Origin of the sequence: Roseovarius tolerans (genome assembly GCF_900109855.1) — a bacterium.
In the GTDB taxonomy this organism is placed as follows: Bacteria; Pseudomonadota; Alphaproteobacteria; order Rhodobacterales; family Rhodobacteraceae; genus Roseovarius; species Roseovarius tolerans.
Genome location: NZ_FOBO01000011.1, coordinates 51,790 through 77,700, shown reverse-complemented (window position 1 = coordinate 77,700; position 25,911 = coordinate 51,790). Strand labels below are relative to the sequence as shown.

At 63.0% G+C, this 25,911-nt stretch carries 29 protein-coding genes and 1 tRNA gene; 21 read left to right on the top strand and 9 right to left on the bottom strand.

Annotated elements, in window-relative coordinates; translation table 11 throughout:
• Nucleotides 1–31 precede the first annotated feature (31 nt).
• The 7 genes from hemB to BMX04_RS11965 all read left to right on the top strand — a co-directional run bounded on the left by hemB (nucleotide 32) and on the right by BMX04_RS11965 (nucleotide 6,663).
• Nucleotides 32–1,027, top strand: a complete 996-nt coding sequence (gene hemB / locus BMX04_RS11995) for a porphobilinogen synthase (protein ID WP_074786817.1) — start codon at nucleotides 32–34, stop codon at nucleotides 1,025–1,027.
• 133 nt (nucleotides 1,028–1,160) lie between these two features.
• Nucleotides 1,161–1,721 carry a lipid-binding SYLF domain-containing protein gene (locus BMX04_RS11990; RefSeq protein ID WP_082237464.1) on the top strand — a complete coding sequence of 187 codons (561 nt, stop codon included), beginning with the start codon at nucleotides 1,161–1,163 and terminating at the stop codon, nucleotides 1,719–1,721.
• Nucleotides 1,722–2,013: 292 nt separating this feature from the next.
• Nucleotides 2,014–2,913 (top strand): 5-bromo-4-chloroindolyl phosphate hydrolysis family protein, encoded by a 900-nt coding sequence (locus BMX04_RS11985; protein WP_074786815.1) that lies wholly within the window; start codon nucleotides 2,014–2,016, stop codon nucleotides 2,911–2,913.
• Between the two features lie 12 nt (nucleotides 2,914–2,925).
• Nucleotides 2,926–4,125 carry a toxic anion resistance protein gene (locus BMX04_RS11980; RefSeq protein ID WP_074786813.1) on the top strand — a complete coding sequence of 400 codons (1,200 nt, stop codon included), beginning with the start codon at nucleotides 2,926–2,928 and terminating at the stop codon, nucleotides 4,123–4,125.
• An 8-nt stretch (nucleotides 4,126–4,133) separates the two neighbouring features.
• A complete protein-coding gene (locus tag BMX04_RS11975) occupies nucleotides 4,134–5,084 on the top strand; it encodes a DUF2927 domain-containing protein (RefSeq protein WP_074786811.1) in 951 nt (316 codons plus the stop codon).
• Between the two features lie 24 nt (nucleotides 5,085–5,108).
• The gene (locus BMX04_RS11970) at nucleotides 5,109–6,236 is read left to right on the top strand and encodes an SPFH domain-containing protein (protein WP_074786810.1); all 1,128 of its coding nucleotides are present in this window, start codon (nucleotides 5,109–5,111) and stop codon (nucleotides 6,234–6,236) included.
• Nucleotides 6,237–6,240: 4 nt separating this feature from the next.
• Nucleotides 6,241–6,663, top strand: a complete 423-nt coding sequence (locus tag BMX04_RS11965) for a hypothetical protein (protein WP_074786809.1) — start codon at nucleotides 6,241–6,243, stop codon at nucleotides 6,661–6,663.
• Nucleotides 6,664–6,686: 23 nt separating this feature from the next.
• Here the strand turns inward: BMX04_RS11965 and BMX04_RS11960 are convergent, their stop codons facing one another.
• Nucleotides 6,687–7,055, bottom strand: coding sequence for a CZB domain-containing protein (locus BMX04_RS11960; protein WP_074786808.1), 369 nt, complete (start codon nucleotides 7,053–7,055; stop codon nucleotides 6,687–6,689).
• A 77-nt stretch (nucleotides 7,056–7,132) separates the two neighbouring features.
• Between BMX04_RS11960 and BMX04_RS11955 the strand changes: the two genes are divergently transcribed.
• From BMX04_RS11955 to BMX04_RS19420, 7 genes are all read left to right on the top strand, one after another.
• The gene (locus tag BMX04_RS11955) at nucleotides 7,133–8,230 is read left to right on the top strand and encodes a TFIIB-type zinc finger domain-containing protein (RefSeq protein ID WP_074786807.1); all 1,098 of its coding nucleotides are present in this window, start codon (nucleotides 7,133–7,135) and stop codon (nucleotides 8,228–8,230) included.
• On the top strand, nucleotides 8,230–9,270 hold the full coding sequence (locus BMX04_RS11950; protein ID WP_074786806.1) for a trans-3-hydroxy-L-proline dehydratase: 1,041 nt from the start codon (nucleotides 8,230–8,232) through the stop codon (nucleotides 9,268–9,270). The genes BMX04_RS11955 and BMX04_RS11950 overlap by 1 nt, the downstream gene beginning before the upstream one ends.
• Nucleotides 9,267–9,941: a nitroreductase gene (locus BMX04_RS11945; protein WP_074786805.1), complete on the top strand. Its 675-nt coding sequence runs from the start codon at nucleotides 9,267–9,269 to the stop codon at nucleotides 9,939–9,941. Before BMX04_RS11950 ends, BMX04_RS11945 begins: the two co-directional genes overlap by 4 nt.
• 360 nt (nucleotides 9,942–10,301) lie before the next feature.
• A complete protein-coding gene (gene dtd / locus BMX04_RS11940; RefSeq protein ID WP_074786803.1) occupies nucleotides 10,302–10,739 on the top strand; it encodes a D-aminoacyl-tRNA deacylase in 438 nt (145 codons plus the stop codon).
• Nucleotides 10,740–10,822: 83 nt separating this feature from the next.
• A complete protein-coding gene (gene ettA, locus BMX04_RS11935) occupies nucleotides 10,823–12,478 on the top strand; it encodes an energy-dependent translational throttle protein EttA (RefSeq protein ID WP_074786801.1) in 1,656 nt (551 codons plus the stop codon).
• A gap of 94 nt (nucleotides 12,479–12,572) precedes the next feature.
• Entirely contained in the window at nucleotides 12,573–13,316 is a 744-nt protein-coding gene (locus BMX04_RS19080) for a hypothetical protein (protein ID WP_478013374.1), read from the top strand.
• Nucleotides 13,317–13,504: 188 nt separating this feature from the next.
• On the top strand, nucleotides 13,505–13,648 hold the full coding sequence (locus tag BMX04_RS19420) for a hypothetical protein (protein ID WP_175477357.1): 144 nt from the start codon (nucleotides 13,505–13,507) through the stop codon (nucleotides 13,646–13,648).
• A 142-nt stretch (nucleotides 13,649–13,790) separates the two neighbouring features.
• Here the strand turns inward: BMX04_RS19420 and BMX04_RS11925 are convergent, their stop codons facing one another.
• Nucleotides 13,791–14,111: a BrnA antitoxin family protein gene (locus tag BMX04_RS11925; protein WP_244888538.1), complete on the bottom strand. Its 321-nt coding sequence runs from the start codon at nucleotides 14,109–14,111 to the stop codon at nucleotides 13,791–13,793.
• Nucleotides 14,112–14,238: 127 nt separating this feature from the next.
• Entirely contained in the window at nucleotides 14,239–14,988 is a 750-nt protein-coding gene (gene ygfZ / locus BMX04_RS11920; protein WP_074786795.1) for a CAF17-like 4Fe-4S cluster assembly/insertion protein YgfZ, read from the bottom strand.
• 64 nt (nucleotides 14,989–15,052) lie between these two features.
• Here ygfZ and BMX04_RS11915 point away from each other — a divergent pair, with 64 nt between their 5' ends.
• Entirely contained in the window at nucleotides 15,053–15,730 is a 678-nt protein-coding gene (locus BMX04_RS11915) for a TIGR04283 family arsenosugar biosynthesis glycosyltransferase (RefSeq protein WP_074786793.1), read from the top strand.
• A gap of 98 nt (nucleotides 15,731–15,828) precedes the next feature.
• Complete coding sequence (locus BMX04_RS11910) at nucleotides 15,829–17,025, top strand: pyridoxal-phosphate-dependent aminotransferase family protein (RefSeq protein WP_074786791.1); 1,197 nt, start codon at nucleotides 15,829–15,831, stop codon at nucleotides 17,023–17,025.
• A gap of 56 nt (nucleotides 17,026–17,081) precedes the next feature.
• Here BMX04_RS11910 and efp read toward each other — a convergent pair whose 3' ends face one another.
• Nucleotides 17,082–17,645 carry an elongation factor P gene (efp, locus tag BMX04_RS11905; protein WP_074786789.1) on the bottom strand — a complete coding sequence of 188 codons (564 nt, stop codon included), beginning with the start codon at nucleotides 17,643–17,645 and terminating at the stop codon, nucleotides 17,082–17,084.
• Between the two features lie 216 nt (nucleotides 17,646–17,861).
• Here efp and BMX04_RS11900 point away from each other — a divergent pair, with 216 nt between their 5' ends.
• Nucleotides 17,862–18,182 (top strand): DUF6280 family protein, encoded by a 321-nt coding sequence (locus BMX04_RS11900; protein ID WP_037248548.1) that lies wholly within the window; start codon nucleotides 17,862–17,864, stop codon nucleotides 18,180–18,182.
• Between the two features lie 109 nt (nucleotides 18,183–18,291).
• A complete protein-coding gene (locus tag BMX04_RS11895; RefSeq protein WP_074786787.1) occupies nucleotides 18,292–19,743 on the top strand; it encodes a cobyric acid synthase in 1,452 nt (483 codons plus the stop codon).
• Here the strand turns inward: BMX04_RS11895 and BMX04_RS11890 are convergent.
• From BMX04_RS11890 to BMX04_RS11880, 3 genes are all read right to left on the bottom strand, one after another.
• Nucleotides 19,740–20,438 carry a hypothetical protein gene (locus tag BMX04_RS11890; RefSeq protein WP_244888537.1) on the bottom strand — a complete coding sequence of 233 codons (699 nt, stop codon included), beginning with the start codon at nucleotides 20,436–20,438 and terminating at the stop codon, nucleotides 19,740–19,742. The two genes, BMX04_RS11895 and BMX04_RS11890, sit on opposite strands and share 4 nt — an antisense overlap.
• A gap of 213 nt (nucleotides 20,439–20,651) precedes the next feature.
• Nucleotides 20,652–22,067 carry a TolC family outer membrane protein gene (locus tag BMX04_RS11885; RefSeq protein ID WP_074786783.1) on the bottom strand — a complete coding sequence of 472 codons (1,416 nt, stop codon included), beginning with the start codon at nucleotides 22,065–22,067 and terminating at the stop codon, nucleotides 20,652–20,654.
• A gap of 30 nt (nucleotides 22,068–22,097) precedes the next feature.
• Entirely contained in the window at nucleotides 22,098–22,751 is a 654-nt protein-coding gene (locus tag BMX04_RS11880; protein ID WP_050664110.1) for a protein-L-isoaspartate O-methyltransferase family protein, read from the bottom strand.
• Nucleotides 22,752–22,905: 154 nt separating this feature from the next.
• On the opposite strand from BMX04_RS11880, the gene BMX04_RS11875 reads away from it, so the two are divergent.
• Nucleotides 22,906–22,979 (top strand) — tRNA-Cys (locus BMX04_RS11875).
• A gap of 62 nt (nucleotides 22,980–23,041) precedes the next feature.
• Here BMX04_RS11875 and BMX04_RS11870 read toward each other — a convergent pair.
• Complete coding sequence (locus tag BMX04_RS11870; RefSeq protein ID WP_083398170.1) at nucleotides 23,042–24,118, bottom strand: tyrosine-type recombinase/integrase; 1,077 nt, start codon at nucleotides 24,116–24,118, stop codon at nucleotides 23,042–23,044.
• 471 nt (nucleotides 24,119–24,589) lie between these two features.
• Here BMX04_RS11870 and BMX04_RS11865 point away from each other — a divergent pair, with 471 nt between their 5' ends.
• Nucleotides 24,590–24,895: a hypothetical protein gene (locus BMX04_RS11865; protein ID WP_074786781.1), complete on the top strand. Its 306-nt coding sequence runs from the start codon at nucleotides 24,590–24,592 to the stop codon at nucleotides 24,893–24,895.
• A gap of 2 nt (nucleotides 24,896–24,897) precedes the next feature.
• Here BMX04_RS11865 and BMX04_RS11860 read toward each other — a convergent pair whose 3' ends face one another.
• Complete coding sequence (locus tag BMX04_RS11860) at nucleotides 24,898–25,539, bottom strand: hypothetical protein (protein ID WP_074786779.1); 642 nt, start codon at nucleotides 25,537–25,539, stop codon at nucleotides 24,898–24,900.
• Between the two features lie 157 nt (nucleotides 25,540–25,696).
• Here BMX04_RS11860 and BMX04_RS11855 point away from each other — a divergent pair, with 157 nt between their 5' ends.
• Nucleotides 25,697–25,909 carry a helix-turn-helix domain-containing protein gene (locus BMX04_RS11855; RefSeq protein WP_074786777.1) on the top strand — a complete coding sequence of 71 codons (213 nt, stop codon included), beginning with the start codon at nucleotides 25,697–25,699 and terminating at the stop codon, nucleotides 25,907–25,909.
• The last annotated feature ends 2 nt before the right edge of the window (nucleotides 25,910–25,911 follow it).

Below are 25,911 nucleotides of genomic sequence, written 5' to 3'. Positions count from 1 at the left end.
TGGCACCCCGAGATCACCAGAAAGTCCGCCCATGCGCCCGACCCAAGCCGCCTTCCCCGCCACCCGCCTGCGCCGCACTCGCCAGTCGCCCGCAATCCGTGACATGGTGGCGGAAAACACGCTGACCTCGGCCGATCTGATCTGGCCGGTCTTCGTGCGCGACGGCGAGGGCGTCGAGGAACCGGTGCCCTCCATGCCCGGCGTGATGCGCCGCTCCATCGACCGCGTGGTCGAGGCCGCCCGCGAGGCCGCCGATCTCGGCATTCCGGCGATCTGCCTCTTTCCCTTCACCTCCGCAGAGAACCGCACCGCCGATTGCGCCGAGGCGTGGAGTCCCGACAACCTCAGCAATCGCGCCACCCGGGCGATCAAAGCAGCGGTGCCCGACATTGCGGTAATGGCCGACGTCGCCCTCGATCCCTATTCCGACACCGGCCATGACGGCTTTGTGGTGAATGGCGAGATCATCAACGACGCCACCGTCGAGGCGCTGGTGAAACAGGCGCTGAGCCAGGCCGAGGCCGGTGTCGACATCATCGGCCCCTCGGACATGATGGACGGGCGCATCGGCGCCATTCGCGCGGCACTCGAGGCAAACGGTCACCCGAACGTGATACTCATGTCCTACGCCGCCAAATACGCCTCGGCCTTCTACGGGCCGTTCCGCGATGCGGTGGGCGCGGGGGCGGCGCTCAAGGGGGACAAGAAAACCTACCAGATGAACCCCGCCAACACCGACGAGGCGCTGCGCCTCGTCGAGCGTGATCTGCGCGAGGGCGCCGATATGGTGATGGTCAAACCGGGCCTGCCCTATCTCGATATCTGCAGGCGGGTGAAGGATAATTTCGGCGCGCCCACTTTCGCCTACCAGGTCTCGGGTGAGTACGCGATGATCATGGCTGCCGTGCAGAACGGCTGGATCGACGAGGAGCGCGCTATGCTGGAGAGCCTGATGTGCTTCAAGCGCGCAGGCTGCGACGGGGTGCTCAGCTATTTCGCCCCCAAGGTGGCCCGCCTCTTGTCCTGACAGGCCCCACACGCGCAAGAACCCGCGTAGACACGCAATCCCTAGTGACAGCAGCGGACAGCCTGTCTATACTATGTGGCATCAAACCCGGCATCAGACCGGCATTTCCAGAGGCAACGAAACGGGCAATGACATGAGCAACCTTTCACGACGCGGATTCACCTTCGGCCTTTTGGCTGGCACCCCGCTGCTTGCGGCCTGCGGCAACGGCGTCGGCAGTCCGGGCGCGGCCCGCATCGACGCGCGCGTCGCATCCACCAAAAGTCACATGTTCGCCAACTATCCCGGCACCCGCGATCTCGCCGAGAAATCGACCGGGATCCTGATCATGCCGGTGATCACCGAAGGTGGCTTTTTCGTCGGCGGCGGTTATGGCCAGGGCGCGCTTCAGATCGACGGTGTCACGGTCGATTACTACTCCGCCACCAAGGGCAGCTTCGGCCTGCAATTCGGGGCCCAGCAATTCGCCCATGTGCTCTTTTTCATGACCGACGAGGCGCTCCAGCGTTTCCGTCGCTCCTCGGGCTGGGCCGCGGGCGCCGATCTTGAATACGTCTTCAACGATCGCGGCGATAACCTGCGCGCCGAAACCACTACCTCCACTGCCCCCGTCGTGGCGGTGATCTTCGGTCAGGCGGGGCTGCTTGCCGGGGCCTCGCTCGAAGGCATGAAATACAGCCGCATCATCCCCTGACACAGGGCAAAGCTCAGACGGACGGCCGGTCTTGCACCGGCCGTTTTGCATTGCCCCCGCCCACCTTCCCGGCACAAGTGCTTTCTTTTTGGCAAAAATACTCAAATCCCCCGCCTGCGCCCTGTGCCACATCGGGCAATCTTCCCCCTAGCAAGCCCGCCCCCCATCGCCTAAGTTCATCCCCAAGTGAAACCGGGCCCGGGGGCGTCATGAGTGAGACCGGACTACAGAAACTGGCGTTTTTCCTGCTGGTGGCGCTGATCCTGTTCGTCGCCGCCGCAGGAGGCGTGTGATGGCACAGCGCTTCGGCGGAAAGTTCAGCCCCGACGGCAATGGCACCACGCCCCCCGCCCAGACCGGCGGCTATCGCGGCGCGCGGCGCACCCGCGCGGGCGGGCGCGTCAACCTGCTCTTCATGGCCCCGCTGCCCCTCGCCGTGCGCGCCTTCACCTCCGGCCCGGTCGAGATGGCGTTCAACCTCGCCGCCCTCGGGCTGTTGCTGCTCGCCGCATGGCTCACCCGCGAGGGCATTCTTGCGCAAGAGGCCTATGAGGAGCGCAAGATCGCGCGCCGTCCCGCCTTTCCACGCAAGATATTCGCCTCCTTGCTCACCGGCGCAGGTCTTGGCGTCGCGGGCTTTGCCACCGGCGGCGGCCTGCTGGAGTCGCTGATTTACGCGGTCGCGGGCACCGCCCTGCACAGCCTCGCCTTCGGGTTTGACCCGCTGCGCGACAAGGGCACCGAGGGCGTCGACAGCTTTCAGACCGACCGCGTCGCCCGTGTCGTCGATCAGGCCGAGGATTATCTCAAATCCATGTCCGACACGACCCGCCGCACCGGCGACCGCGCGCTCGAATCGCGGCTCGACCAGTTCCAGAACACCGTGCGCGACATGCTGCGCACGGTCGAGGACGACCCGCGCGACCTCACTGCGGCGCGCAAATATCTGGGCGTCTATCTCATGGGCGCGCGCGACGCTTCGGTCAAATATGCCGACCTCGCCACCCGCGCCCCCAACCCCGAGGCCCGCGAGAAATACCTCGCGCTGCTGTCGGACCTAGAACAGAATTTCACTGCCAAGACCCGCGCGCTCATGGCCGACAGCACCACCGATCTCGACATCGAGATCGAGGTGCTGCGCGACCGGCTGGAGCGCGAGGGCGTTCACCTTGAGACCAAAGATTTAGCGTAAGAGGACCAATCCATGTCAGAGACCACCCGCCAGAAGGCCGAAGCCGCCCTCGCCGATGTCGAGGCCGTCAGCCGCGCGATCCTGCCCGAGCCGTCGGAGGCCAATGCCATCGTCGCCCTCGATCAGGCCGACGCCCCCGCCAGCGCCGAGATCACCCGCCGCATGGGTGAAATCGACATGGCCGACACCCAGTCCATCGTCTCCTTCGGCTCCGCCGCGCAGGCCGAATTGCAGGAAATATCGCAGAGCATGCTGCAAGGCGTGCGCAACAAGGATGTGGGCCCGGCGGGCGACTCCTTACGCGGCATCGTCACCACGATCCGTGGCTTCTCGGTCTCCGAACTTGACGTGCGCCGCGAGCGCTCGTGGTGGGAGAAACTCTTGGGCCGCGCCGCCCCCATCGCCAAGTTCACCGCGCGCTTCGAGGAGGTGCAGGGCCAGATCGACAAGATCACCGACGACCTGCTGACGCATGAGCATACCCTCCTGAAGGACATCAAGTCGCTCGACATGCTCTACGAAAAAACGCTCGCCTTCTATGATGAGCTGGCCCTCTACATCGCGGCGGGCGAGGCCAAGCTCAAGGAACTCGACGAAAAGGACATCCCCGCCAAGGAGGCCGAAGTGCAGGCCGCCCCCGAGGCCGATCAGGTGATGACCGCGCAGGAACTGCGCGACCTGCGCGCCGCGCGCGACGATCTCGAACGCCGGGTGCATGACCTCAAACTGACCCGTCAGGTCACCATGCAATCCCTGCCCTCGATCCGCCTCGTGCAGGAAAACGACAAATCGCTGGTCACCAAGATCAACTCCACCCTCGTCAACACCGTGCCGCTCTGGGAAACCCAGCTGGCACAAGCGGTCACGATCCAGCGTTCGGCAGAGGCCGCCGCCGCCGTGCGCAGCGCCAATGACCTGACCAACGAGCTTTTGACCGCCAACGCCGCCAACCTGCGCGAGAGCAACAAGATGATCCGGCAGGAAATGGAGCGCGGCGTCTTCGATATCGAAGCGGTGAAAAAGGCCAATGCCGACCTGATCGGCACCATTCAGGAAAGTCTCCAGATCGCCGACGAGGGCAAGGCCAAACGCGCCAAGGCCGAGGAAGACCTCAAGAAGATGGAAGCCGAGTTGCGCGACACGCTGGCCTCGGCCAAGGCGCGGCGCGATGGCACAGGCGACACCGCCGGCACCGCCGTGCCCAAGGGCTGAACCGGGGCATGCGGGCAAAGCAGTACACGGCATGGATTGCGGGCGCGGCCCTTGCCGCGCTCGCGGCCTGCGACGTACCCGCCCCACCGCCCGCAGAGCGCCCGACGGCACGCCCGCCGGGCGGTGCGCCCACACCCGCCCCCGGCCCCTCCTACGACAGCAGCGCTCTCGCCAGCTATTACGAGCGGATCGAGCGCAACCTGCTGTCGCGCGGCCTGTTGCGCACCGATGGCGGCGGGCCGGACACGCCCTATACCGACACCGATCTCCTCCGCAATTTCGAGCGGATCGTGTTCTTCGACGAATACGCCCCCGGCGGCGGCTATCGCCCGTCCTCGGGGCGCGCGGGCGGCTTGCGCAAATGGCAGGGGCCGGTGCACATGGGCATCGAATTCGGCGCCTCGGTGCCGCGTGATCAGCAGGTGCAGGATCGTAACACCATCACCGCCTATGCCAACCGCCTCTCGCAGGCCGCGCGCCACCCGATCAGCGCAAGCACACGCAACCCCAATTTCCACGTTCTCGTGATGTCCGAGGATGATCGCGCCGAGGGGCTCGCCCGCATCCGCCAGATGGTGCCGGATATCGACCCGGCCACCCTGGGCATCTTCCGCTCGATGCCGCGCAGCATCCACTGTCTGGTCGTGGCCTTCTCCGGCAAGGGCGACCCCCACACCTATACCCAGGCCATCGCCTGGATCAGGGCCGAACATCCGCCGCTGATGCGCGAATCCTGCGTCCACGAGGAACTGGCGCAGGGCTTGGGCCTCGCCGATGACAGCCCCGCCGCCCGGCCCTCGATCTTCAACGACGACGACGAATTCGCCTGGCTCACCACCCAGGACGAGGAATTGCTGCGCCTGCTCTATTCACCCGACCTGCGCCCCGGCATGACCCCCGACCAGGCCCGCCCCATCATCCGCCGCCTTCTGGATGAGCGCGCGGGCGGGCCGGTCTGACCCCCGATCACAGGAGCTTTTCATATGCCCATCTTCGATTTTCTTTCCGGCCAGTTCATCGACGTCATCCACTGGACCGACGACACCCGCGACACCATGGTCTGGCGCTTCGAGCGCGAGGGCCACGAGATCAAGTACGGCGCGAAACTCACCGTGCGCGAGGGGCAGGCGGCCGTCTTCGTCCACGAGGGGCAGCTGGCCGACGTCTTCACCCCCGGTCTCTACATGCTCGAGACCAACAACATGCCGATCATGACCACCCTGCAACACTGGGATCACGGCTTTCGTTCGCCGTTCAAATCGGAAATCTACTTCGTCGCCACCAACCGGTTCACCAATCTCAAATGGGGCACCAAGAACCCGATCATGCTGCGCGATCCGGAATTCGGCCCGACCCGCATCCGCGCCTTCGGCACCTACACCGTGCGGGTGAGCGATCCGGCTAAATTCCTGTCCGAAATCGTCGGCACCGACGGCGAATTCACCATGGACGAGATCAGCTACCAGATCCGCAACATCATCGTGCAGGCGTTTTCCCGCATCATCGCGGGCAGCGGCATCCCGGTCCTCGACATGGCCGCCAACACCCGCGACCTGGGCAAGCTGGTGGCCGGAGAGATCACCGCCGTGGTCGCCGAATACGGGCTGGAAATCCCCGAATTCTACATTGAAAACATATCCTTGCCGCCCGCAGTTGAAGAAGCGCTCGACAAGCGAACCTCCATGGGGCTGGCGGGCGATCTGGGCCGCTTCACCCAATATTCCACCGCCGAGGCGATGACATCGGCGGCCAAGAACCCGTCGGGCGGAGGCGGCATCGGCGCCGGTCTCGGCATGGGGATGGGCATGGCGATGGCGCAGCAGATGGCCGATCAGAGCCGCGGCCAGGGACCATGGGGCACGCGCCCCGAGGCCGGTGCCGCAGCCCCCCCGCCACCGCCGCCCGTCGAACATGTCTGGCACATCGCCGAAGACGGCCAGACCCACGGCCCCTATTCCAAGGCCCGCCTCGGGCGCATGGTGACCGAAGGCAGCCTCACCCGCGACAGCCATGTCTGGACCGCCGGTCAGGACGGCTGGAAACGCGCCGAGGACGTGACGGAACTGGCGCAGCTCTTCACCGTCATGCCGCCGCCCCCGCCGGGCGCGTAAACTCATGCGCCGCCGCACCACCATCATGCTGCACTGGCTGAACCTGCTGCTTTTGCTCTTCGTGCTGGGCGATGGCGGGGCGACGACATGGCTCTCGCTGCTCTACGCCACCTGCGCGCTCACCATGTGTGCGCTGGCGCTGGTCTTCGGATTGATGAGCGGGCCGGGGCCGAAACTCGAAGGCGCGGTGCGCGCCCTGCACCCGTGGCTGCATCGCGGCATTTACGGGCTGTTGGGCTGGGGCGGGCTGGCACTGGCCGCCGAGGCGTTCGGCACCTCCCTGCCCGGCCCCACCGCGCGCACGCTGCTCCTGACGCTGCTGGCGGTCACCGCGCTGCACGCGGTCTTCAACCTCTGGCGGCACACCGCGCTCGGCGACGGCGCGCTGCGCCGGATCACTCCGCGCCGCATTCACCACATTCTGTGATCGCGCTGCGGCCCCTCTGCCGGTCAGCGGCTCGCGGTCATACGCCAGCGCGACACCGCTGCGGTCAGCGCCTGCGACGCTTCGGTGAAGTCCGCCTCAAGCATATCACCCGCGGCATCCGGTCGGCCCTGCTTGATCAGCTGCGCCGCGCGCGACGCCGCACGATGAAACGCGGCATGCCGCAAAATCGTTTCACTCGCCTCCTGCTCCAATCGCACGTCGCTCGGCAGGCTGTCCAGCCACCGCCCGAAAGCACAGCCGTGATGGTCGCCCGCCTGCGCCACAAGCGCCTCATCGGCCCCCTTCCGGATCGCAGCCCGGAGCCGGAATTTCCATGCACCATGCGCGCCGATGGCGTCGGTCAGATTGTCGTAGAGCGCGAGGTCAGTCATTGTGCATCCTTGTCTTGCGGGGTCATTCAGGTAAACGGTCACATGACCTGTGACTTTAGCAAGAAGGGGGGCAGGACATGTCGGTGACAGATCACCGCTTTCCCTGTGCAAGCTGCGGGTCGGATTACCGCTATGATCCCGGCGCGGGCCAGCTGATCTGCGATCATTGCGGCGACGTGGCCGAGATCGAGACCGGCGGACATTGGCAGGGCGGCATCAAGGAACTCGATTTCCGCGCCGCGCTCCGCGACCAACTCCCCGCGCAGGAGATGGAAGAGACCCGCACCACCAAATGCACCAGCTGCGGCGCGCAGGTCGAACTGGGCACCGACACCCACGCCACCGAATGCCCGTTCTGCGCCTCGCCCGTGGTCACCGATACCGGCACGCACCGCCATATCAAGCCGCGCGCGCTGCTGCCTTTCGCGCTGGATGAAGCGCAGGCGCGCAAGGCGATGACCGACTGGCTCGGGCGGCTCTGGTTCGCGCCGAACGGCCTGCAAGACTACGCCAGAAAAGGCCGCAAGATGGAAGGCATCTACGTCCCCTACTGGACATTCGACGCCGACACCAAATCGCAATATCGCGGTGAGCGCGGCACCGTCTATTACGAGAGCCGCACCGTCATGCGCGACGGCAAGCGCCAGACCGTTCAGGTCGCAAAGGTCCGTTGGCGCGCCGTCTCGGGCCGGGTCGCGCGGTTCTTCGACGATGTGCTGGTGCTTGCGTCCACCTCCCTGCCCAAACGCTTCACCGACGCGCTGGAGCCGTGGGATCTCTCGGCGCTGGAGCCCTACACGCCGGAATATCTCGCCGGTTTCCGCGCCGAAGGCTACAGCGTCGACCTCGACGACGCCTTCGCGCAGGCACGCGACAAGATGGACGCCACCATCGCCCGGGATGTGCGCTTCGAAATCGGCGGCGACCGGCAGCGCATCCACGACATCGACACCGCCGTGAGCGGTGTCACCTTCAAGCATATCCTGCTCCCCGTATGGCTCGCCGCCTACAAATACCGGGGCGAAACCTATCGCTTCGTGGTCAACGCCCGCACCGGCCGGGTGCAGGGCGAACGGCCGTGGTCGGCGTGGAAAATCGCCGTCGCGGTCATTCTGGGCGCGGCCCTTGCAGGCGGCATCGGCTATCTGGTCGCGCTGGAACAGGGCGGTTTCTGATGCGCTCCACCGTCGCGATCCAGATCACCACGGCGCATGCCGGTGGCGAGGTGGGCGATGTCATCACCGGCGGCATCGCCCCGCCGCCGGGCACCACAATGTGGGAGAAATCCCGCCACATCGCCCGCGATGACCGGCTGCGCCGCTTCGTGCTGAACGAGCCGCGCGGCGGTGTTTTCCGCCACGTCAAACTGCTGGTGCCGCCAGTGGACAGCCGCGCCGACATGGGCTTCATCATCATGGAGCCTTGCGACACCCCGCCGATGTCGGGCTCCAACACGATCTGCGTCGCGACCGTGCTGCTGGAGACCGGCATCCTGCCCATGCAAGAGCCCGAAACCCGCCTCACACTCGAAGCGCCCGGCGGGCTGGTCGCCATACGCGCGCGCTGCGAGGCGGGGCGTGTGACGCAAGTGGCCCTCGAAAACCTGCCCTCCTTCGCCGCCCGCCTCGACGCCACGCTCGACGTGGCCGGACTGGGGCGCATCCCGGTCGATACCGGCTTTGGCGGCGACAGTTTCGTGGTGGTCGATCCCGCCACGCTCGATCTGGCGCTGACCCCCGAAAATGCCCGCCACCTGGCCGAGACCGGCACCCGCATCACCCGCGCCGCGACCGAGCAACTGGGGTTCGACCATCCCACCAACCCCGATTGGCGGCATATCTCCTTCTGCCTCTTCGCCACCCCGCCCGAGCGCAACGGCACCACGCTCCACGCCAGCCACGCCGTCGCCATCCGCCCCGGCAAGATCGACCGTTCGCCCACCGGAACAGGCCTCTCGGTGCGCATGGCGCTCCTGCATGCGCGCGGGCAGATGACGCAAGACGACCGCTACAGCGCCACCGCGCTCATCGGCGCGCGCTTTGACGGGCGCATCCTCGGGACCACCACCTGTGGCCCCTTGGCGGCGATCCGCCCGGAAATCGCGGGCCGGGCATGGATCACCGGGCAATCAACCCTTATGCTGGACCCCGAAGACCCCTGGCCCGAGGGCTATCGTCTCTCCGACACATGGCCCGGCACAGAGGAGCCTGAATGACCAACGCCTACGACACGCTCCACACCATTCTCGATGCGCGCCGATCCTGCCGCGCCTTCCTGCCCGATCCGGTAGCGACAGACGTGACAGAACAAATCATACGGTCTGCAGGCCAAGCGCCCTCATGGTGCAACGCGCAGCCCTGGCAGGTGACGGTCACGCGCGGGGCCGAAACCGACCGCTTTCGCAGCGCCCTCCTTGATGCGGTCGGCAATGACACCCCGGCCCCCGACCTGCCCTGGCCCGACAGCTATCCGGGCGCGCATGGCGCGCGCCGCCGCGAATGCGGGCTGCAACTCTACGAGGCCGTGGGCATCGCCCGCAACGACCGCGCGGGTCGGGCCGAGCAGAGCATGCAGAACTACCACCTCTTCGGCGCACCGCATGTGGCCATCGTCCATTCCACAGCCGCTCTCGGGCCCTATGGCGCAATGGATACCGGCGGTTTCATCACCGCCTTCATGCTGGCGGCGACAGCGCTTGGCGTGGGCAGCATCGCGCAGGCCTCGGTCGCGGCCTACGCGCCGATGATCCGGCGGCATTTCGACCTGCCCGAGAGCCGGCTGATCCTCTGCGCCATCGCCTTCGGCCTGCCCGACCCAGACCATCCCGCCAACACGTTCCGGACCACGCGGGCAGACCTCGACGAGGTGCTCGATCTGCGGGGGTAGTAGAGGAAAGGCCCATTGCCGTCGTTTCACCGAGCCGCGCAGCGCCCGACCGCGGGTGGGCGCCGCAAGCTCTGTGGAATGCGCTTTATGGCAGCCAAGTACTGCAACGATTGCGCGGGTTTGTGACGTTGCAAAAGCGCCCGCCCGGGGGGCGGTCGGGCGCTGCGCGGCGGCGCGTTCCGCGCCTTGATTCCGCGCATTGGCCCCTCAATCAACCGGCAGTTCCAAGACCAAACACCCCCTCCGCCCCTTGATCGCCACCTTGCGCCCCTCTGATACGCCTTCACGTTGAACACGGCGCAAGCCTGCTCTAACACCTGAACCACGGCCTTGCCCCGTATCAAACCCAAAGGTTCCCCCATGCGCGCCCTTCTGCAACGTGTCTCCCACGCCTCCGTCGCCGTCGACGGCGAGACCATCGGCCAATGCGGCCCGGGCCTGCTGATCCTCGTCTGCGCCATGCAGGGCGACACCGAGGCCGAGGCAGACCGGCTGGCGGCAAAAATCGCCAAGCTGCGCATCTTCACCGACGACGCGGGCAAGATGAACCGCTCGGTCGTCGATGCGGGCGGCTCCGCCCTCGTGATCAGCCAGTTCACTCTCGCCGCCGACACCTCGCGCGGCAACCGGCCCGGCTTCTCCACCGCCGCCGCCCCCGACGAGGGCCGCCGCCTTTACGAGTATTTCGCCACCCGGATCGCGGCCCAGGGCATCGCCATCGAAACCGGGCGCTTCGGGGCGGATATGAAAGTGTCGCTGCTCAACGACGGCCCCGTCACCATCTGGATCGAAAGCTGAGCCGCGCGCAAGCCATTGCCCCCGCCGCCCTTGGGCGCTATCACCACCTCTGATCACCCCACACGCAACGGAGGGCCAGCGCGATGGCAGCCTATCAATACGTCTATCACATGCAGGGCGTCTCCAAGACCTACCCGGGCGGCAAGAAATGCTTTGAGAACATCCATCTCAGCTTCCTTCCCGGCGTGAAGATCGGCGTCGTCGGCGTGAACGGCTCTGGTAAATCCACCCTGATGAAGATCATGGCCGGGCTCGATACCGATTTCACCGGCGAGGCCTGGGCCGCCGAGGGCGCCAAGGTCGGCTACCTCCCGCAGGAGCCGCATCTCGACGAGAGCCTCACCGTGCGCGAGAACGTGATGCTGGGCGTCGCGGGAAAAAAGGCCAAGCTCGACCGCTTCAACGAGTTGGCGATGAACTACTCGGACGAGACCGCCGACGAGATGGCGCAGCTTCAGGACGAGATCGACAGCGACAACCTCTGGGATCTCGACGCCCAGATCGACGTCTCGATGGAGGCGCTGCGCTGCCCCCCCGACAATGCCGACGTCACCACCCTCTCGGGCGGCGAGAAACGCCGCGTGGCGCTCTGCAAGCTGCTGCTCGAAGCCCCCGACATGCTGCTGCTCGACGAGCCGACCAACCACCTCGACGCCGAGACCATCGCCTGGCTGCAACAGCACCTGATCGACTACAAGGGCACGATCCTGATCGTCACCCATGACCGCTATTTCCTCGACTCGATCACCGGCTGGATTCTGGAATTGGACCGCGGCCGCGGCATCCCCTACGAGGGCAACTACTCCGCCTGGCTGGAGCAGAAGGCCAAGCGGCTGGAGCGTGAAGCCAAGGAAGACAAGTCCAAGCAAAAGACGCTGGAGCGCGAACTGGAATGGATGCGGCAGGGGGCCAAGGCGCGCCAGGCCAAGCAGAAGGCCCGGATCAACGCCTATAACGAACTGGCAGGCCAGTCCGAGCGCGAAAAGGTCGGCCGCGCCCAGATCGTCATCCCCAACGGCCCGCGTCTGGGCAGTAAGGTGATCGAGGTCGAGGGGCTGAAAAAGGCCATGGGCGACAAGCTCCTGATCGAGGATCTCAGCTTTTCCCTGCCCCCCGGCGGCATCGTCGGCGTGATCGGCCCCAACGGCGCGGGTAAATCGACGCTCTTCAAGATGCTGACCGGGCAGGAAAACCCGGACGAGGGCAGCATCGACTACGGCGACACGGTGGAGCTGAGTTACGTCGACCAGTCCCGCGATGACCTCAAACCCGATGAGACGGTGTGGGAGGCGATTTCCGGCGGCGCCGAGATCATCCAGTTGGGCGACGCCCAGATCAACTCCCGCGCCTATTGCGGCGCGTTCAACTTCAAGGGCGGCGACCAGCAGAAAAAGGTCTCGCTGCTCTCGGGCGGCGAACGCAACCGGGTGCACATGGCGCGGCTTTTGAAAGAGGGCGGCAACGTGCTCCTGCTCGACGAGCCGACCAACGACCTCGACGTCGAAACCCTCCGCGCTCTGGAAGACGCCCTCGTCGATTTCGCCGGCTGCGCCGTGGTCATCTCCCACGACCGCTTTTTCCTCGACCGCATCTGCACCCACATGCTGGCCTTCGAAGGCGACGCCCATGTCGAATGGTTCGAAGGCGCCTTCTCGGATTACGAGGAAGACAAGAAACGCCGTCTGGGGCCGGATGCGCTCGAGCCGAAGCGGGTGAAGTACAAGAAGTTCGCGAGGTGATATGCGCTTAGAGCCTTGGGGGACTTGCGTTTACTGCGACGGTCCGCCCGACGGATCAATCGAACACATTATACCAGAATCACTCAACGGAAGAATGGAGCTTCCGAATGCCACCTGTGCCGATTGCAAGCAGGTAATCAATCGAGAAATAGAGACGCCGTTGATGGGATTTCATTACAAGAATTCGCGAAATCGACATGGCTACCGATCAAAGCGTAGAGGCGCTAAGAATAAATCCATCATCAAGGGAAATCATTTCTACTTTTTAGCAAATCGAAGCATTCCACCATTTCAAAAAGCAATACCAATGTTCGCTGAAGTGAACCCGATGACGGACGTTATTTATACTTATCGAATCCCAAAGTTCTTGGAAGGGTGTTGCGAATATAAAGAGAACAGCATAGCGGTTAATTTTCCTTGGGCTTTACGCGATGTTGATAAAGCTGAGCAAAAATTGCGTGCAGGTGACCAGTTTGTTACTTCTGTAAAGCGGCAGACTCCAGTTTTTCAGGCTAGCTTGATGCAGAGGCTGATTGCAAAGATTGCATGCGGCGCATATTGTGGCTTGCTCAGAATTGCCGGTCATGAAGGTATCCGCAGCATAGTTCTGAATGGACCAGAAAAAATAAACAATCCCTTTATTCGAAGTGCACCACTTGAATGTTTTCCAATGAAGACGCGAGAAATTCGGTTTTTCAATCGGATAGAGCATGGAGTGAACATCTTGTACTGCGCAATGAATATCCTCCCTGAAGAAATCCCGCACATCTATTTTTGTCGGGTACAATTGGAGGATATAAACTATCAGATTGATCAATCTTTCGACTATGGGTTGTAATAGCGCCGGAGCAAGCAAAGTGCGTTTTAAGTACAAATAGCACAGGTGCTCACTCACCATGTTATCAATAATGTCACCCTTCCCTCGCGCGGAATCGAGGGCCGCAGGCCCGCCGCGCGCGCTTCGCGTATGACGACGGTCCGGTACGTGATAAAAGCCACTAAATTACGTGAAAGGTGGACTTCGATATGAAACTGCATTCGATCCCCGACATGACAACCGATGAGGAGGCCGAAGCCATCCTCGATCAAGACCTGTCCAACCTCGATTTCACCCAATTCCGGCCACTGGACTGGAACCGGCAGAACGACCGCGCCCGAGAACGGGAGTGAAACGCGCGCAACGCAACCCCACCACCCCGTCATCCTCGGGCTTGACCCGAGGATCTCCCCGCCAACAGATCCTCGGGTCAAGCCCGAGGATGACGATCAGACAGCAAGCGTAGGAAGGGTGCCAACCCACCACACCCCCGCGTCACTCCTCCCCCGTCACCCGCTTCTCCAGATAGGCATCCAGCCGCACCTCGCCCGCGATCTTCATCTGCGCCCATGTCCTCAAGAGCCGGTTGATCCGCGCGTGGTAGCCCCGCCCCATGCCGCGATAGAACCGCGCCACCGACCGGTCGAGGTAGAGCGTCACCTTCTCGCGCGGCTCCTCGACCTCCAGATCGGCCTCCAGGGTGTGCCAGGCTTCGGGCACGATCTCGGCCAGCGTGGCGGGCACCCAGTCCTCGCGGCTGAGATGAATAAGGTCGCGCATCAGCATGTCGCGGGCGCGGGCTTCGGTCTTGGTCATGCGGGCCATTGGGGTCTCCGGTTTGCTGAAAACGCACCTTGCCCGCAGCCACGTTAACGCCACCCTGCCAGCGCGCACGGGCACCGACGCGATACCGACGCAATACCGACGTGATACAGCCCCCGCCTCAGGGCTCCGCGCTCACCTGCAACGGATCGACCCGCGCCTCGCCCGCGCGCATCCCCGGCACTGCCCGGTCAAAGCGCAGATAGGCAATCGCCCGGCCCCCGGCCTGGGTGAAAAGCGTGCCCGCAGCCTTGCCCTCGGGCGTGGTGACGGGCGTGCCGATGGGCGCCTCGCCATGCACTGCCACCAGCGTAAGTCCTTTGCGCAGCTCGGTTTTATGCCGCATCCGCGCGGTCACTTCCTGCCCCACGTAACAGCCCTTGCGGAAATCCACCCCGTTGATCCGGTCGAAGCCGGCCTCCAGAATGAACGTGTCGGGGGTCAGCTCTACGCCCGTCTCGGGGATGCAATGCGCGACGCGAACAAGGTCGAAATCGCTGCCATCGTCGCCCTCCTCCGCGCCATAGAGCCGCCAGCCCAAATCCGGGTGCCGCGGGTCGGTTAACGCCCCGTCCAGTGCCTCTCCGGTGCCTCTGCGGACCCGCAAACCACTCTCGGAAATCGCCACATCGGCGCGTAATTTATACATGTTGAGCCGTTGCGCCAACCCGTCGGCAAGGCTCTCATCCACGTCAAGCAGGATCGCATCGCCTTGTCGCAAAAGGAAAAAATCCGCGAGATACTTGCCCTGCGGGGTCAGCATCGCGGTGTAGACAAGGCCACGCTCCAGCCCGCTCAGGTCATTGGTGATCAAGCCTTGCAGAAAATGCTCCGCATCCGTGCCGGTGATCTCGAAAATCTTTCGCGCCATGCCGTTCCCCTGCCGTTTGCGGTGTAATATAGGGCGTCATGCCTGACACGAAAGGGGTCCTCGCATGCGCGCCGCGCTCTCGGTGATCATTCCCACGCTCGACGCGGGCCAGGGCCTGCCCGCCTGCCTCGGCGCATTGGTCGAAGGGCTGGAGGCCGGGGTCATCCGCGAGTTGATCGTAAGCGACGGCGGGTCCGGCGACGCGACCCTGCAACTCGCGGACGCGGCAGGCGCGATCATCGTACAAGGCGCGCCGTCACGCGGCGGGCAGCTGAGGCGCGGCGCACAGGTCGCGGGCGGCGACTGGCTCCTCTTCCTGCACGCCGACACGGTGCTGCCGCCCAACTGGCCCCAAGCCGTGCAGGCACAGATCGCCGAAGGCGGCCCGGCGGCCTTTCGACTCCGCTTCGACACATCCGGCCCGATGCCCGCACTGGTCGCGGGCTGGGCCAACCTGCGCAGCCGTCTGTTCGGCCTGCCCTATGGCGATCAGGGCCTGCTGATCGCACGCGCCGATTACGAGGCGGCGGGCGGCTTTGAGGATATCCCGCTGATGGAGGACGTCGCGATGGCCCGCGCCCTCAGGGGTCGGATCAGGCTGTTGCCACTGGCGGTGACCACCTCGGCGGCGCGCTACCGGCGCGACGGCTGGCTGCGGCGCGGGACACGCAACGTGTTGACGCTGATACGTTATCTCTGCGGAACGGACCCGACGCGGCTGGCAAAGGCCTATCGACGCTAGCGCCCTTCGGCATGGTGGGCCTGCACAGGCCGGAGCCGGATTGACGCCGCCCGGCAAGGGCGTAAGGTCTGCCCGACCCGCACAGGAGACCGACCCAGATGAGCCTTGCCAACGGCCGCCCCTATCTCGCTATTCCCGGCCCCTCCGTCATGCCCGAAGAGGTGCTGCGCGCGATGCACCGCGCGGCGCCCAATATCTATGAAGGCGACCTGATCGAGATGACGGCGGGCCTCATCCCCGATCTGCGCTACGTGGCGCGCAGTCAGGGGCACGTGGCGATCTATATCGCAAACGGGCACGGCGCATGGGAGGCCGCACTTGCCAATGTCATCGCCCCCGGAGAGCGCGTTCTTGTGCCAGCGACAGGCCGGTTCGGGCATGGCTGGGCCGAGGTCGCCGAGGGTCAGGGCATCGCGGTTGACCTGATGGATTTCGGCAAGCGTGCACCGGTTGACCTGAGCCGGTTGGAAGCGGCGCTGCGGGCCGACAAAACCCATGAAATCAAAGCTGTACTTGCCACCCATGTCGATACCTCCACCTCGGTGCGCAACGATATTGCGGGAATGCGCGCGGTGCTCGACGCAGTGGGCCATCCGGCGTTCCTGATGGCCGATTGCATCGCCTCGCTGGCCTGTGACCGGTTCGAGATGGACGCCTGGGGCGTCGATGTGATGGTCGCGGGAAGCCAGAAAGGACTGATGGTGCCGCCGGGCCTCAGCTTTGTCTTCTTCTCTGACAAGGCAGCGGATGCCCGGCGCAGGATGGAACGGGTCAGCCGCTATTGGGACTGGACCAACCGGGCCGATCCGCAGATGTTCTACCAGTATTTCGGCGGCACCGCGCCCACCCATCACCTTTTCGGCCTGCGCGCCGCGCTCGACCTTATCAAGACTGAAGGTATCGAAGCGATCTGGGCACGGCACGAGACGCTGGCACGCGCCATCTGGGCCGCCTGCGAGACATGGGGGCAGACCGGGCCGCTGGAGCTCAACATCGCCGATGCCGATCTGCGCAGCCGCGCCGTGACTGCGCTCCGGATCGGTGCGCCGCATGGATCGGCACTGAGGCAATGGGTGCAGGACAACGCCGGTGTGACGCTCGGCATCGGGCTGGGCATGGCAGAGCCCGGCGACCCGGCCTGGCACGGATTCTTCCGCATCGGTCATATGGGGCATGTGAACGCACATATGATCCTCGGCGCGCTTGGCGCGATCGAATCCGGCCTGATCGCGCTTGATATCCCGCATGGCCCGGGGGGCATGGCGGCGGCGGCGCGGGTGATCGCCGGACGCTGAATGGCAAACGGGCCCCGAAACGGGGCCCGCGTCAACTTCTGTCGCGGCAGCGCCGATCAGGCGCGTTCTGCGTATTCCATGGTTTCGGTGTTGACGATGATATCCTCGTCCTGCCCCACGAAGGGCGGCACCATTACCTTGACCCCATTGTCGAGGATCGCGGGCTTGAAGCTGTTGGCCGCAGTCTGGCCTTTGACCACCGGCTCGGTCTCGGCGATCTTGCATGTGACTTTCTGCGGCAGGGTCGCGTTCAGCGCCTCGCTGTCGTGGAATTCCACGGTGATCGTCATGCCGTCCTGCAGGAAGGGGCGACGCTCGCCAAGGATTTCGGCGGGCAATTCGATCTGCTCGTAGGTCTCGGTATCCATGAAGACGAGATTCTCGCCCTCCTGGTAGAGAAACTGCTGATCCTTCTGCTCCAGCCGCACACGCTCGACCTTGTCGGCGCTGCGAAAGCGTTCGTTCAACTTCGATCCGTTGCGCAGGTTGCGCATCTCAACCTGGGCAAAGGCACCACCCTTGCCGGGCTTCACGTGATCGACCTTGACCGCGGCCCAGAGGCCACCGTTATGCTCCAGCACGTTGCCGGGGCGTATCTCGTTTCCGTTGATCTTGGGCATTGTGTTCAAACCATGACAAAAGGTTGATAAATCATCAGGGGCACCTATATCTCGCGTCATGCTGGGTGGCAAGACAACGAGATATCGTCTGGTGGACAGCGAAGCTATGCAAAAATTGCATAGATGTTATGCGTTTCCGCTCTATCCGAATCGCTCAAACTCCGTCATAACCACCCTCACGCCCAAAACGCAAGAGCAATAAGAACAGGACGAATGATGAAGGATTTCGTTGACGGCACGGCTTTCAATGCTGAACAGGGCAACCGTGCGCGCAAACTTTTTGCAGCCGTTGTACTGGCTGCGTTGGATGATGCCATTTCCGACGACAAGAAATATGGCAATGGCCCCGAGCAGATCGCTCGTTGGGCACGCTCCCGCGACGGCCGTGAGGTTCTCAGCTGTGCGGGTATCGATCCGAACGAGCGCGTTGTCTCTGGCCTGATGGACTTCGTGTCCAAGGGGGTTCGCACCTCCGTGGCGCTGTCGCGCGAGGAAAGCGAGCGGCGCAATGCCGCCGCACAGGCCGAAGCCGCCTGACCACCGATCGAACGACCGGATTCAAGGGCCCTGCCGCACGCGGCGGGGCCTTTGCTTTATGGCATCCGGTCGATATCACGACGCGAGCGGACCACAGCAGGGGCAGGCCATGACACGCACAATCATGATACAGGGCGCCGGGTCCAATGTCGGAAAATCTATGCTGGTGGCCGGTCTGGCGCGCGCGTTCACACGGCGTGGGCTGAATGTCGCCCCGTTCAAGGCGCAGAACATGTCCAACAACGCCGCAGTGACCGAGGATGGCGGCGAAATCGGTCGTGCGCAGGCCTTGCAGGCGCTCGCCGCAGGCCGCGCGCCACATACCGACATGAACCCGGTGCTTCTGAAACCCGAGAGCGAGACCGGCGCGCAGGTGATCGTGCAGGGGCGGCGCGTGGGCACCCTCGGGGCACGCGACTATACCGGTGAGAAGCCCCACCTGCTGGCCCCGGTGATGGAGAGTTTCAAGCGCCTGAGCAGCACCGCCGATCTGGTTCTGGTCGAGGGCGCGGGCAGCCCGGCAGAAATCAACCTGCGCAAGGGCGACATCGCCAATATGGGCTTTGCCGAGGCGGCAGGGGTGCCGGTGATTCTGGTCGGCGATATCGACCGGGGCGGCGTGATCGCTCAGGTGGTCGGCACGCAGGCCGTGCTTGCCCCACAGGACGCCGCACGCATCAGGGGCTTTGCCATCAACAAGTTTCGCGGCGATGTCAGCCTGTTCGATGAAGGGCTGCAAGAGATCGTCACCCGCACCGGCTGGCCCTCGCTCGGCGTGGTGCCGTGGTTCCACGATGCCTGGCGCCTGCCGCCCGAGGATGTTCTGGAATTGACCTCATCCCAGGGCGGCCCCTGCAAGATCGCAGTGCCACATCTCGGGCGGATCGCCAATTTCGACGACCTCACACCCTTGGCCAATGAACCGGACATCACCGTCGAGATCGTCGAACCCGGCACCGCCCTGCCCGGCGATGCCGACCTGGTGCTGATCGCGGGCAGCAAATCGACCATCGCTGATCTGGCGGCCTTCCGCGCCAACGGCTGGGATATCGACCTCGCCGCCCATATCCGGCGCAAGGGGCACGTGCTGGGGATCTGCGGCGGCTACCAGATGCTGGGCCGCAGCATCGCCGACCCGGACGGGATCGAAGGCGCGCCCAGCAGGGTCGACGGGCTGGGGCTTCTGGACGTGCACACCGTGATGCAACCGCACAAGCGCCTCGCGCTCAGCGACGCACAAGACATTGCCACCGGCGCGCCCCTTTCGGGCTATGAAATCCACTTGGGCGAAACCACCGGGCCGGATTGCGCCCGCGCCTGGCTAAAGGTGGGCGAACGGCCCGAGGGCGCGATGTCCGATGACAGGCGCATCCGGGGCACCTACCTGCACGGGCTCTTCGGCAACGACGCCTTCCGCGCCGCCTATCTGGCCGGGCTCGGGGCGTCCTCGACCCTGCGTTATGACAGCACGGTCGAACGCACGCTGGATGCGCTCGCCGCGCATCTGGAGATGCATATGGATCTGGATTTGCTGCTGTCGCTGAGCGCGGACTTGCCCTAGTCGAAGTCTTGGCTCGTCAAGGCACGGTGGATTTCGCGGCGCACCAGCTTGCGCACGTTGCGCGTGATCCGCTCGCCAAGAGTGCCCTGCAATTCCTGCCGCACGATCTCCGCCACCATGTCGCGCAACGTGTCCTCGTCGATCACAGCATCATCGAGGGAAAAGGCGTTCTCCGACGTGCGATTCTCTTTCGGCTCATCCGTATCCCATGCCTGCGCATAGGCATCAGAGGTCTGCTCGTCCGCAGGATCCAAATCCGGGTCCGATGACAGCTCGTCCGCATCCTGCCAGTCAAGCGCCGTTACCGCGCCGCCGGCGTAGTCATCCTCTGACAGGCCATCCGGCTCCCATTGATCGTCGCGACCGGCCACGGCCGTCTCGAACTCCGCCGCCTGTGCACCAAGCGGCGTTGTCTCGTCATCGCCCGGCGTGTCGCACGCGTCATCATGCGCTTTGAGCACGCTGGTTTCAGCGGCGCTTTCCGCCTCCTCCGAACCATCATCCTGCGTCACCGGACCCTGCGCGCCGGTCTCCTCCACCGCAGGGCCATCGCCGGTGGAAGTATCATCGCCGTACGGAGGTGCCGTGTCTGCGACCGAGGCCGTGGTGTATGGCCCCGCATCAGCCGCAGGCGCGATTTCCTCGGCGGCCGCCTCGGCACCGGTTGCCTCGGCCGCCGAATCGTCAATCCGCAAGGATGGGGTCAAAACAAGCTTGTCCGACTTGCTCTCACGAGGCGACGCATGGTCACCCTGTCCATCATTGCTGTTGGACACGAGACGGCGGATTGAGGACAACACATCCTCAATATCAACATTGGTCACGGGTTCGGACATGCTCTGCTACCATTCTTGCCTCGCCCGAGTTTACCCCCGGGTGCCATTTCACACAACCGATTCAGAAAGTTTTCACTTTTTCCCAAGCGCGCGCAGCACTTTGTCGAGCTTCTGACCCTGCGGGCTGATCGGAACCGGGGCTGTCTTGACCAGATCGTAATAAGCCGCCGGATCATAGGTCTGCACCCCGAGGTTCAGATCCCCTGCCGTCAACTCTCCGATTGCCGCCAGCACCGAGTAGGCGGCGATCACCACGTCGGCATTGGCCGAGATCAGGTTCGCCTGCGCGTCGAGCAGATCCTGCTCAGAATCGAGCACGTCCAACGTGGTGCGTGCGCCCAGCTTGGCCTCTTCGCGAGTGCCCTCGAACGCGACCTGCGCGGCGCGCACCGCCTCGCGGCTCGCATCCCGGCTGGCCCGCGCGGCACGCAGATTGGCATAGGCATTGCCCACATCCTGCTTGACCTGCAGCCCCACCAGATGCAGCTGCGATCGCTGTGCATCACGCTGCGCCATCGCCTGCCGGACCTGAGACGAGAGCCGCCCGCCCTGATAGATCGGACCAGTCAGTTCCAATCCGACGCTGCCGCTGCGCGACCCGTCCGAATCCATGATGTCATCCGAGGTTCCCAGACGCGCGGTCAGGTTGAGCGTCGGCTTCATCGCGGCGTCTGCCGCACGCATGTTCAACTCCGCAGCCGCAACATTCCGCTGTGCTTCCAAGATATCGGGATGGCGACGCACCGCGACAGCCTTGGCCGCGTTCACGTCACCCGACAGGCCGGGCAGATCCCCAGGGGCCCGCAACGCACCCGGATCACGGCCCACGGCCTCACGGAATTCCTCGATTGCACGGGTCAGATCACCCTGCGCAGCCGCCAATCCGCTCTGCGCGAGCGCCACCGCTGATTCGGCCTGCGCCACATCAGTCCGCGTCACCTCGCCGACCTCGAAACGGTCCCGCGCCGCGCGCGATTCCTCGCGCAAAAGCCTCAGGTTGTTCTGCCGCAGCGCAACGAATTCCTGATTTCGGATCACGTTCATATAAGCCTGCACCGCAGTCAGCAGCACGAGTTGCTCGACGCTGATCAGCGTCTGCCGCGTGGCGAGGACGGTCTCTTTCGCGGCTTCGACCAACAGGTCATTGCGCCCGAAATCATAGAGCAGAAGGCTACCGGTGATCCCCAGATTGGCGGTTGTTCCAGTGCTTGCGGTGTTACGGGTCTGGCCAGAGATACGAGCACTGCTGAAATCGCGTGTGATATCTGCCGTCCAGTTGATGATCGGCCGCAGCGCCGATAGCGCCTGCGCGACATCCTCATCCGCCGAGCGCAGCAGCGCGCGGTTCTGCTCCAGCAACCCACTGTTGAGATATGCACTTTTAAGCGTATCCGCCAAGGTTTCCGCGCGTGCCGCAACCGGCGCGGTCAGCATCCCCACCATCGCAACAGCGGCACAAAGACCTGCGGGGTTCCACCTGAACGTCATGTCTTCGCCCTTTCTGCGCGGCGCGCGGTTTCAGAGTGTAAAGGCCGCGTGCCGCTCAAAGCCCGGAAGCACGGGTGCCCCGGCATTGAACGCATAGCGCCAGTTGAGCCGGCCATCGATCTTGTAGCCGATGCGCACCACGCCAAGCGCCCCCTCGAGGAACAGGCACGCCATGCGTCCTCCCTCCTTGAGCTGGTCCGTAATCGCCTCGGGCAAATGCTCCACCGCACCTTGCAGCAGTATAACGTCATAGGGGCCGTGATCCGGCGCACCTGTGGCCAGATCGCCCTGCTGCATGATGACATTGTCTGCACCATGCTCAAGCAGCGTGCGCTGCGCCTCCTCGACGAGGTTCGCGTCAGCCTCGACCCCGACAACCGCTTCGGCCATCCGTGCGATCACCGCCGACGAATAGCCATGCGCAGCACCGATATCGAGCACAAGATCGTCGCCTTCAATGTCGAGCGCATCAAGCATCTTGGCCAATGTGCGCGGGTCGAGCATCACACGCCCCTCTCCCAGATCGAGATTCTCGCCAAGGTACGCGGCCTCGCGCAGACGATCCGGTACAAATGCCTCACGCGGGACCGACAACATTGCGTCGATGATCGGAAACTTGGTTACATCGGAGGGGCGAACCTGCGTGTCCACCATCATGGTGCGACGGGCGGCATAGTCGGTCATGAGCTAAACTCTCGCGTTCGGAATCCTGTGGTTCGGTTCTGACACAGAACCCGGGCGGCGGCAATGTCTATGGCCCCGCCTCCCGGTCAAAACGCCGCTTTGACCACTTGCGCCGAGGCATCGGATCGGATAATCCGGCGCAATCACCTGGAGCGGCGAGTTGGCGGAGTGGTGACGCAGCGGATTGCAAATCCGTGTAGACCGGTTCGATTCCGGTACTCGCCTCCATTTAAAATCAATCACTTAGAGTATTCCTTCCCATGCTTGGGCCCCACCGTTTACAGGGGCGTTTACATTTTTGTGTCTTGAGACAGTGATTTTGCCCGATTGAGCTTGCGCAAAACAGCATCGCTTTCGTCAGGGCTAACCTGCGCATAATGTTCGATAACCTGCGCGGCGTAGCGCACAGACCACCCCATCAAGACTGCTATTTGGCGCAAAGACAGGTCTGCATTCAGCAATCTTGTTGCAGCCGTACCGCGAGTATCGGACAGAGTTTTTTCACGACCATCAATCCACGGGGGTATCTGCGCTACGCGACGCCATTTCGTGATCTGGTTCGACGCCCAACGAGCCGTGAGAGGCCTCCCCAACTCAGAAACAAGGAGCATTTTCTGATCTTCCGGCGTCTCGACTATCAGTTTCTCAAGGGCTGAAGTCGCTGGGATGAAAGCGATTTGCCCACGTTTACTGGTGCGAAAGCGAAGTCGTTTACCATGCGGGGTGTCTTCGAACTGGTCCATCTTGACTTGGACCAGATCGGCCGCACGTAAACCCGTTTCACATCCTGCGGTTAAGATTCTCTGGACCCACTCGGGCGCATACTTTTTGAACTGAGCGAAATCGCCGTTCGTCCAAATGATTTCGGTACGGTTCGATTGGTAGAGCTTCTTGAGCTTATGGCAGTGGTGCTCTTTGAGCTTCCCCTCTTCCACCGCCCAATTCAAAACGCGAGTCGCATGTGTGCCCGCCATGTCGTGCTGCTTGGGCGAATGCAGCCATTTCTTGCGCCAATTGTTCACTTCACCCCTTGAAGCGCGCTCTTCGAACATTGCAATTGGATCCGCCCCGAACTCCTCGCGGAAAAACTCCAACCACTTTCTAATATCTGCTTTGGAGCGCGCGGCTTTAGGCAAAGAAGCACTCGAGAGAAAATCATCAACCAAATGGGTCGTCAGGTATTCGGCAGGGCTGATCGGCATGCCGCACTGTGAAAAGGCATGGAAAAATTCTGGCTCTTTGGGATTCGGCTCTTTCCCTTCCCAAAACTTGGGACCACCTCGCCAAGCATAAAAATGATATCGAACACCGGACACGACTTTGCGCCGCACACGGTGAACCCCTTTGGGTAGGTTACTTCTGGGCATGTCGCGCTCTCCGTTGTGCAACAAGGCTCGGTTGCGTAGCCGCTTCTCGCTCGGCGGCGCTTATGCCCTGAACAGCATCCAATCGCGCCCGAATGAGTTTCGGATCATACCATCCCCGTCGTCCAGGTACGGGGGCGATGCCCGTCCGGCGGCAGAAATCGTAGAATGACGCGCTTGGTTCATTGTACCCAAACAAAAGCGCCAGTTCCGGCGTCGGAATCAGTTGGATTTGGCTCAGGCTCATTTCTCAGCCCCCTCGCGCAGCGTCTCTTGTCGGGACATTGCGGCTCTTAGACAGGTCACAACCTGCGCGCCTTGCGAACGCAGGTTCCGCACTGCTTCCTCTTCAAGCCAAGCCTTCACGTCCGCAGGCAGGACAAGTTTAAACTGGGTTGCTTTCATATTCACACCTCGACAAAGGGACACAAAATGTCCATATCATTAAGGACAAATATTGTCCATCATGCAATCATGAAAGATGAAGCCTTGCTCCAATTCAAACTCTTGCTCCCCGCCGCGCTCAAAAAGCGGTTGGAAACGCATGCCTCAATCAACAGGCGCAGCCTGTCTCAGGAAATTGTTGTCGCACTGGAAGAAAAATACCCTGCAGCAGAACCGGATGCGACCTCCGATCCAGCTGCTAGGATGTTGTTTTGGCTCGCCAAAAGAATCCGTCGTCGAAATCCCAAACCCGGTTCGGCCAGAGACAAGCAAGCCACCCTATATGAGCGCATTGCTGGCGATATCGCAGAGCGCATGAAGGAAATCGGGGACTAGCCTCAATAAGCCACCCACTCATATCCGTGGTTGCCTTCGTGATCTTCCCATTCAACCCCAACTCCTCGCCGCCAATTTGACGAAAAGCAACGACGCGATGGTAGAACCCATAGCGGGGCGGCCGCAGGCCTGCTGCGCTGCCATCCAAACTCGCCCTGGGAGCCATAAGTTCCCAGCCTAATGTTGTGACTTTCAGAGCAATCGTCGTCGCGCCCTCGTTCACGATGGCTATAGTGGCGCACGTCCCAAACGCGGATCGAGCGCACAAAATCGAACTCCAAGCCGCTAATGTCGACATCAGCATGGCCTTCCGCGACCTGAGCCAAAATAACTTTCGCAACATCCATCCTGACTTGGTTATTTGCCTGCCAAAGCTCAGGAGCCGTGCTTTGCAATGGAGCCCGATCCGCTACCCCCATCGGGCATCGCCAGATCTGCAATGGCGGCTCGATCGGCCAAGGCGTGATTCGCCTGATGAACACGGCACGGGCATGAGCACATTCTGCTGAAGCTGGCCATCCACCAGCAAGGCAAAGCAGAATGGCACAGTCAACCTGATAGGCCTTTGCAGCCTGCGGAGCCGTGCTGGAGAGGAAAGCTAGGACTAACCCACCAAACCAGTTGCGAATGATCTTGAGCGACATTTCAATAAATACCTTCCGACTACATTACAATAATATTGATAGTTTCACTTAACTTCCCCCTCCACACCATATGCGAGCAAGCGCCTAGAACCGCTCGCGCGCGTTTTGTGGAATATATTCCGTAGAGTACCCTGCATGATTTGGCCGAAGACAGGCCATGAAATTGAGGGAACGAGTAGGGCTAAATATCCAGAATCTAAGAAATTCCAGGGGATTGAGCCAAGAACAGTTAGCTTTAGCTGCGGACATGGATCGCAGCTATGTAAGCGAGATAGAACTCGCAAAATTTTCAGCATCATTAGATGTTCTGGAGCGGATAGCGCGCGCCCTTGAGGTCGATGCAAAGGAATTATTTAACGAGAGGGGCTAGTT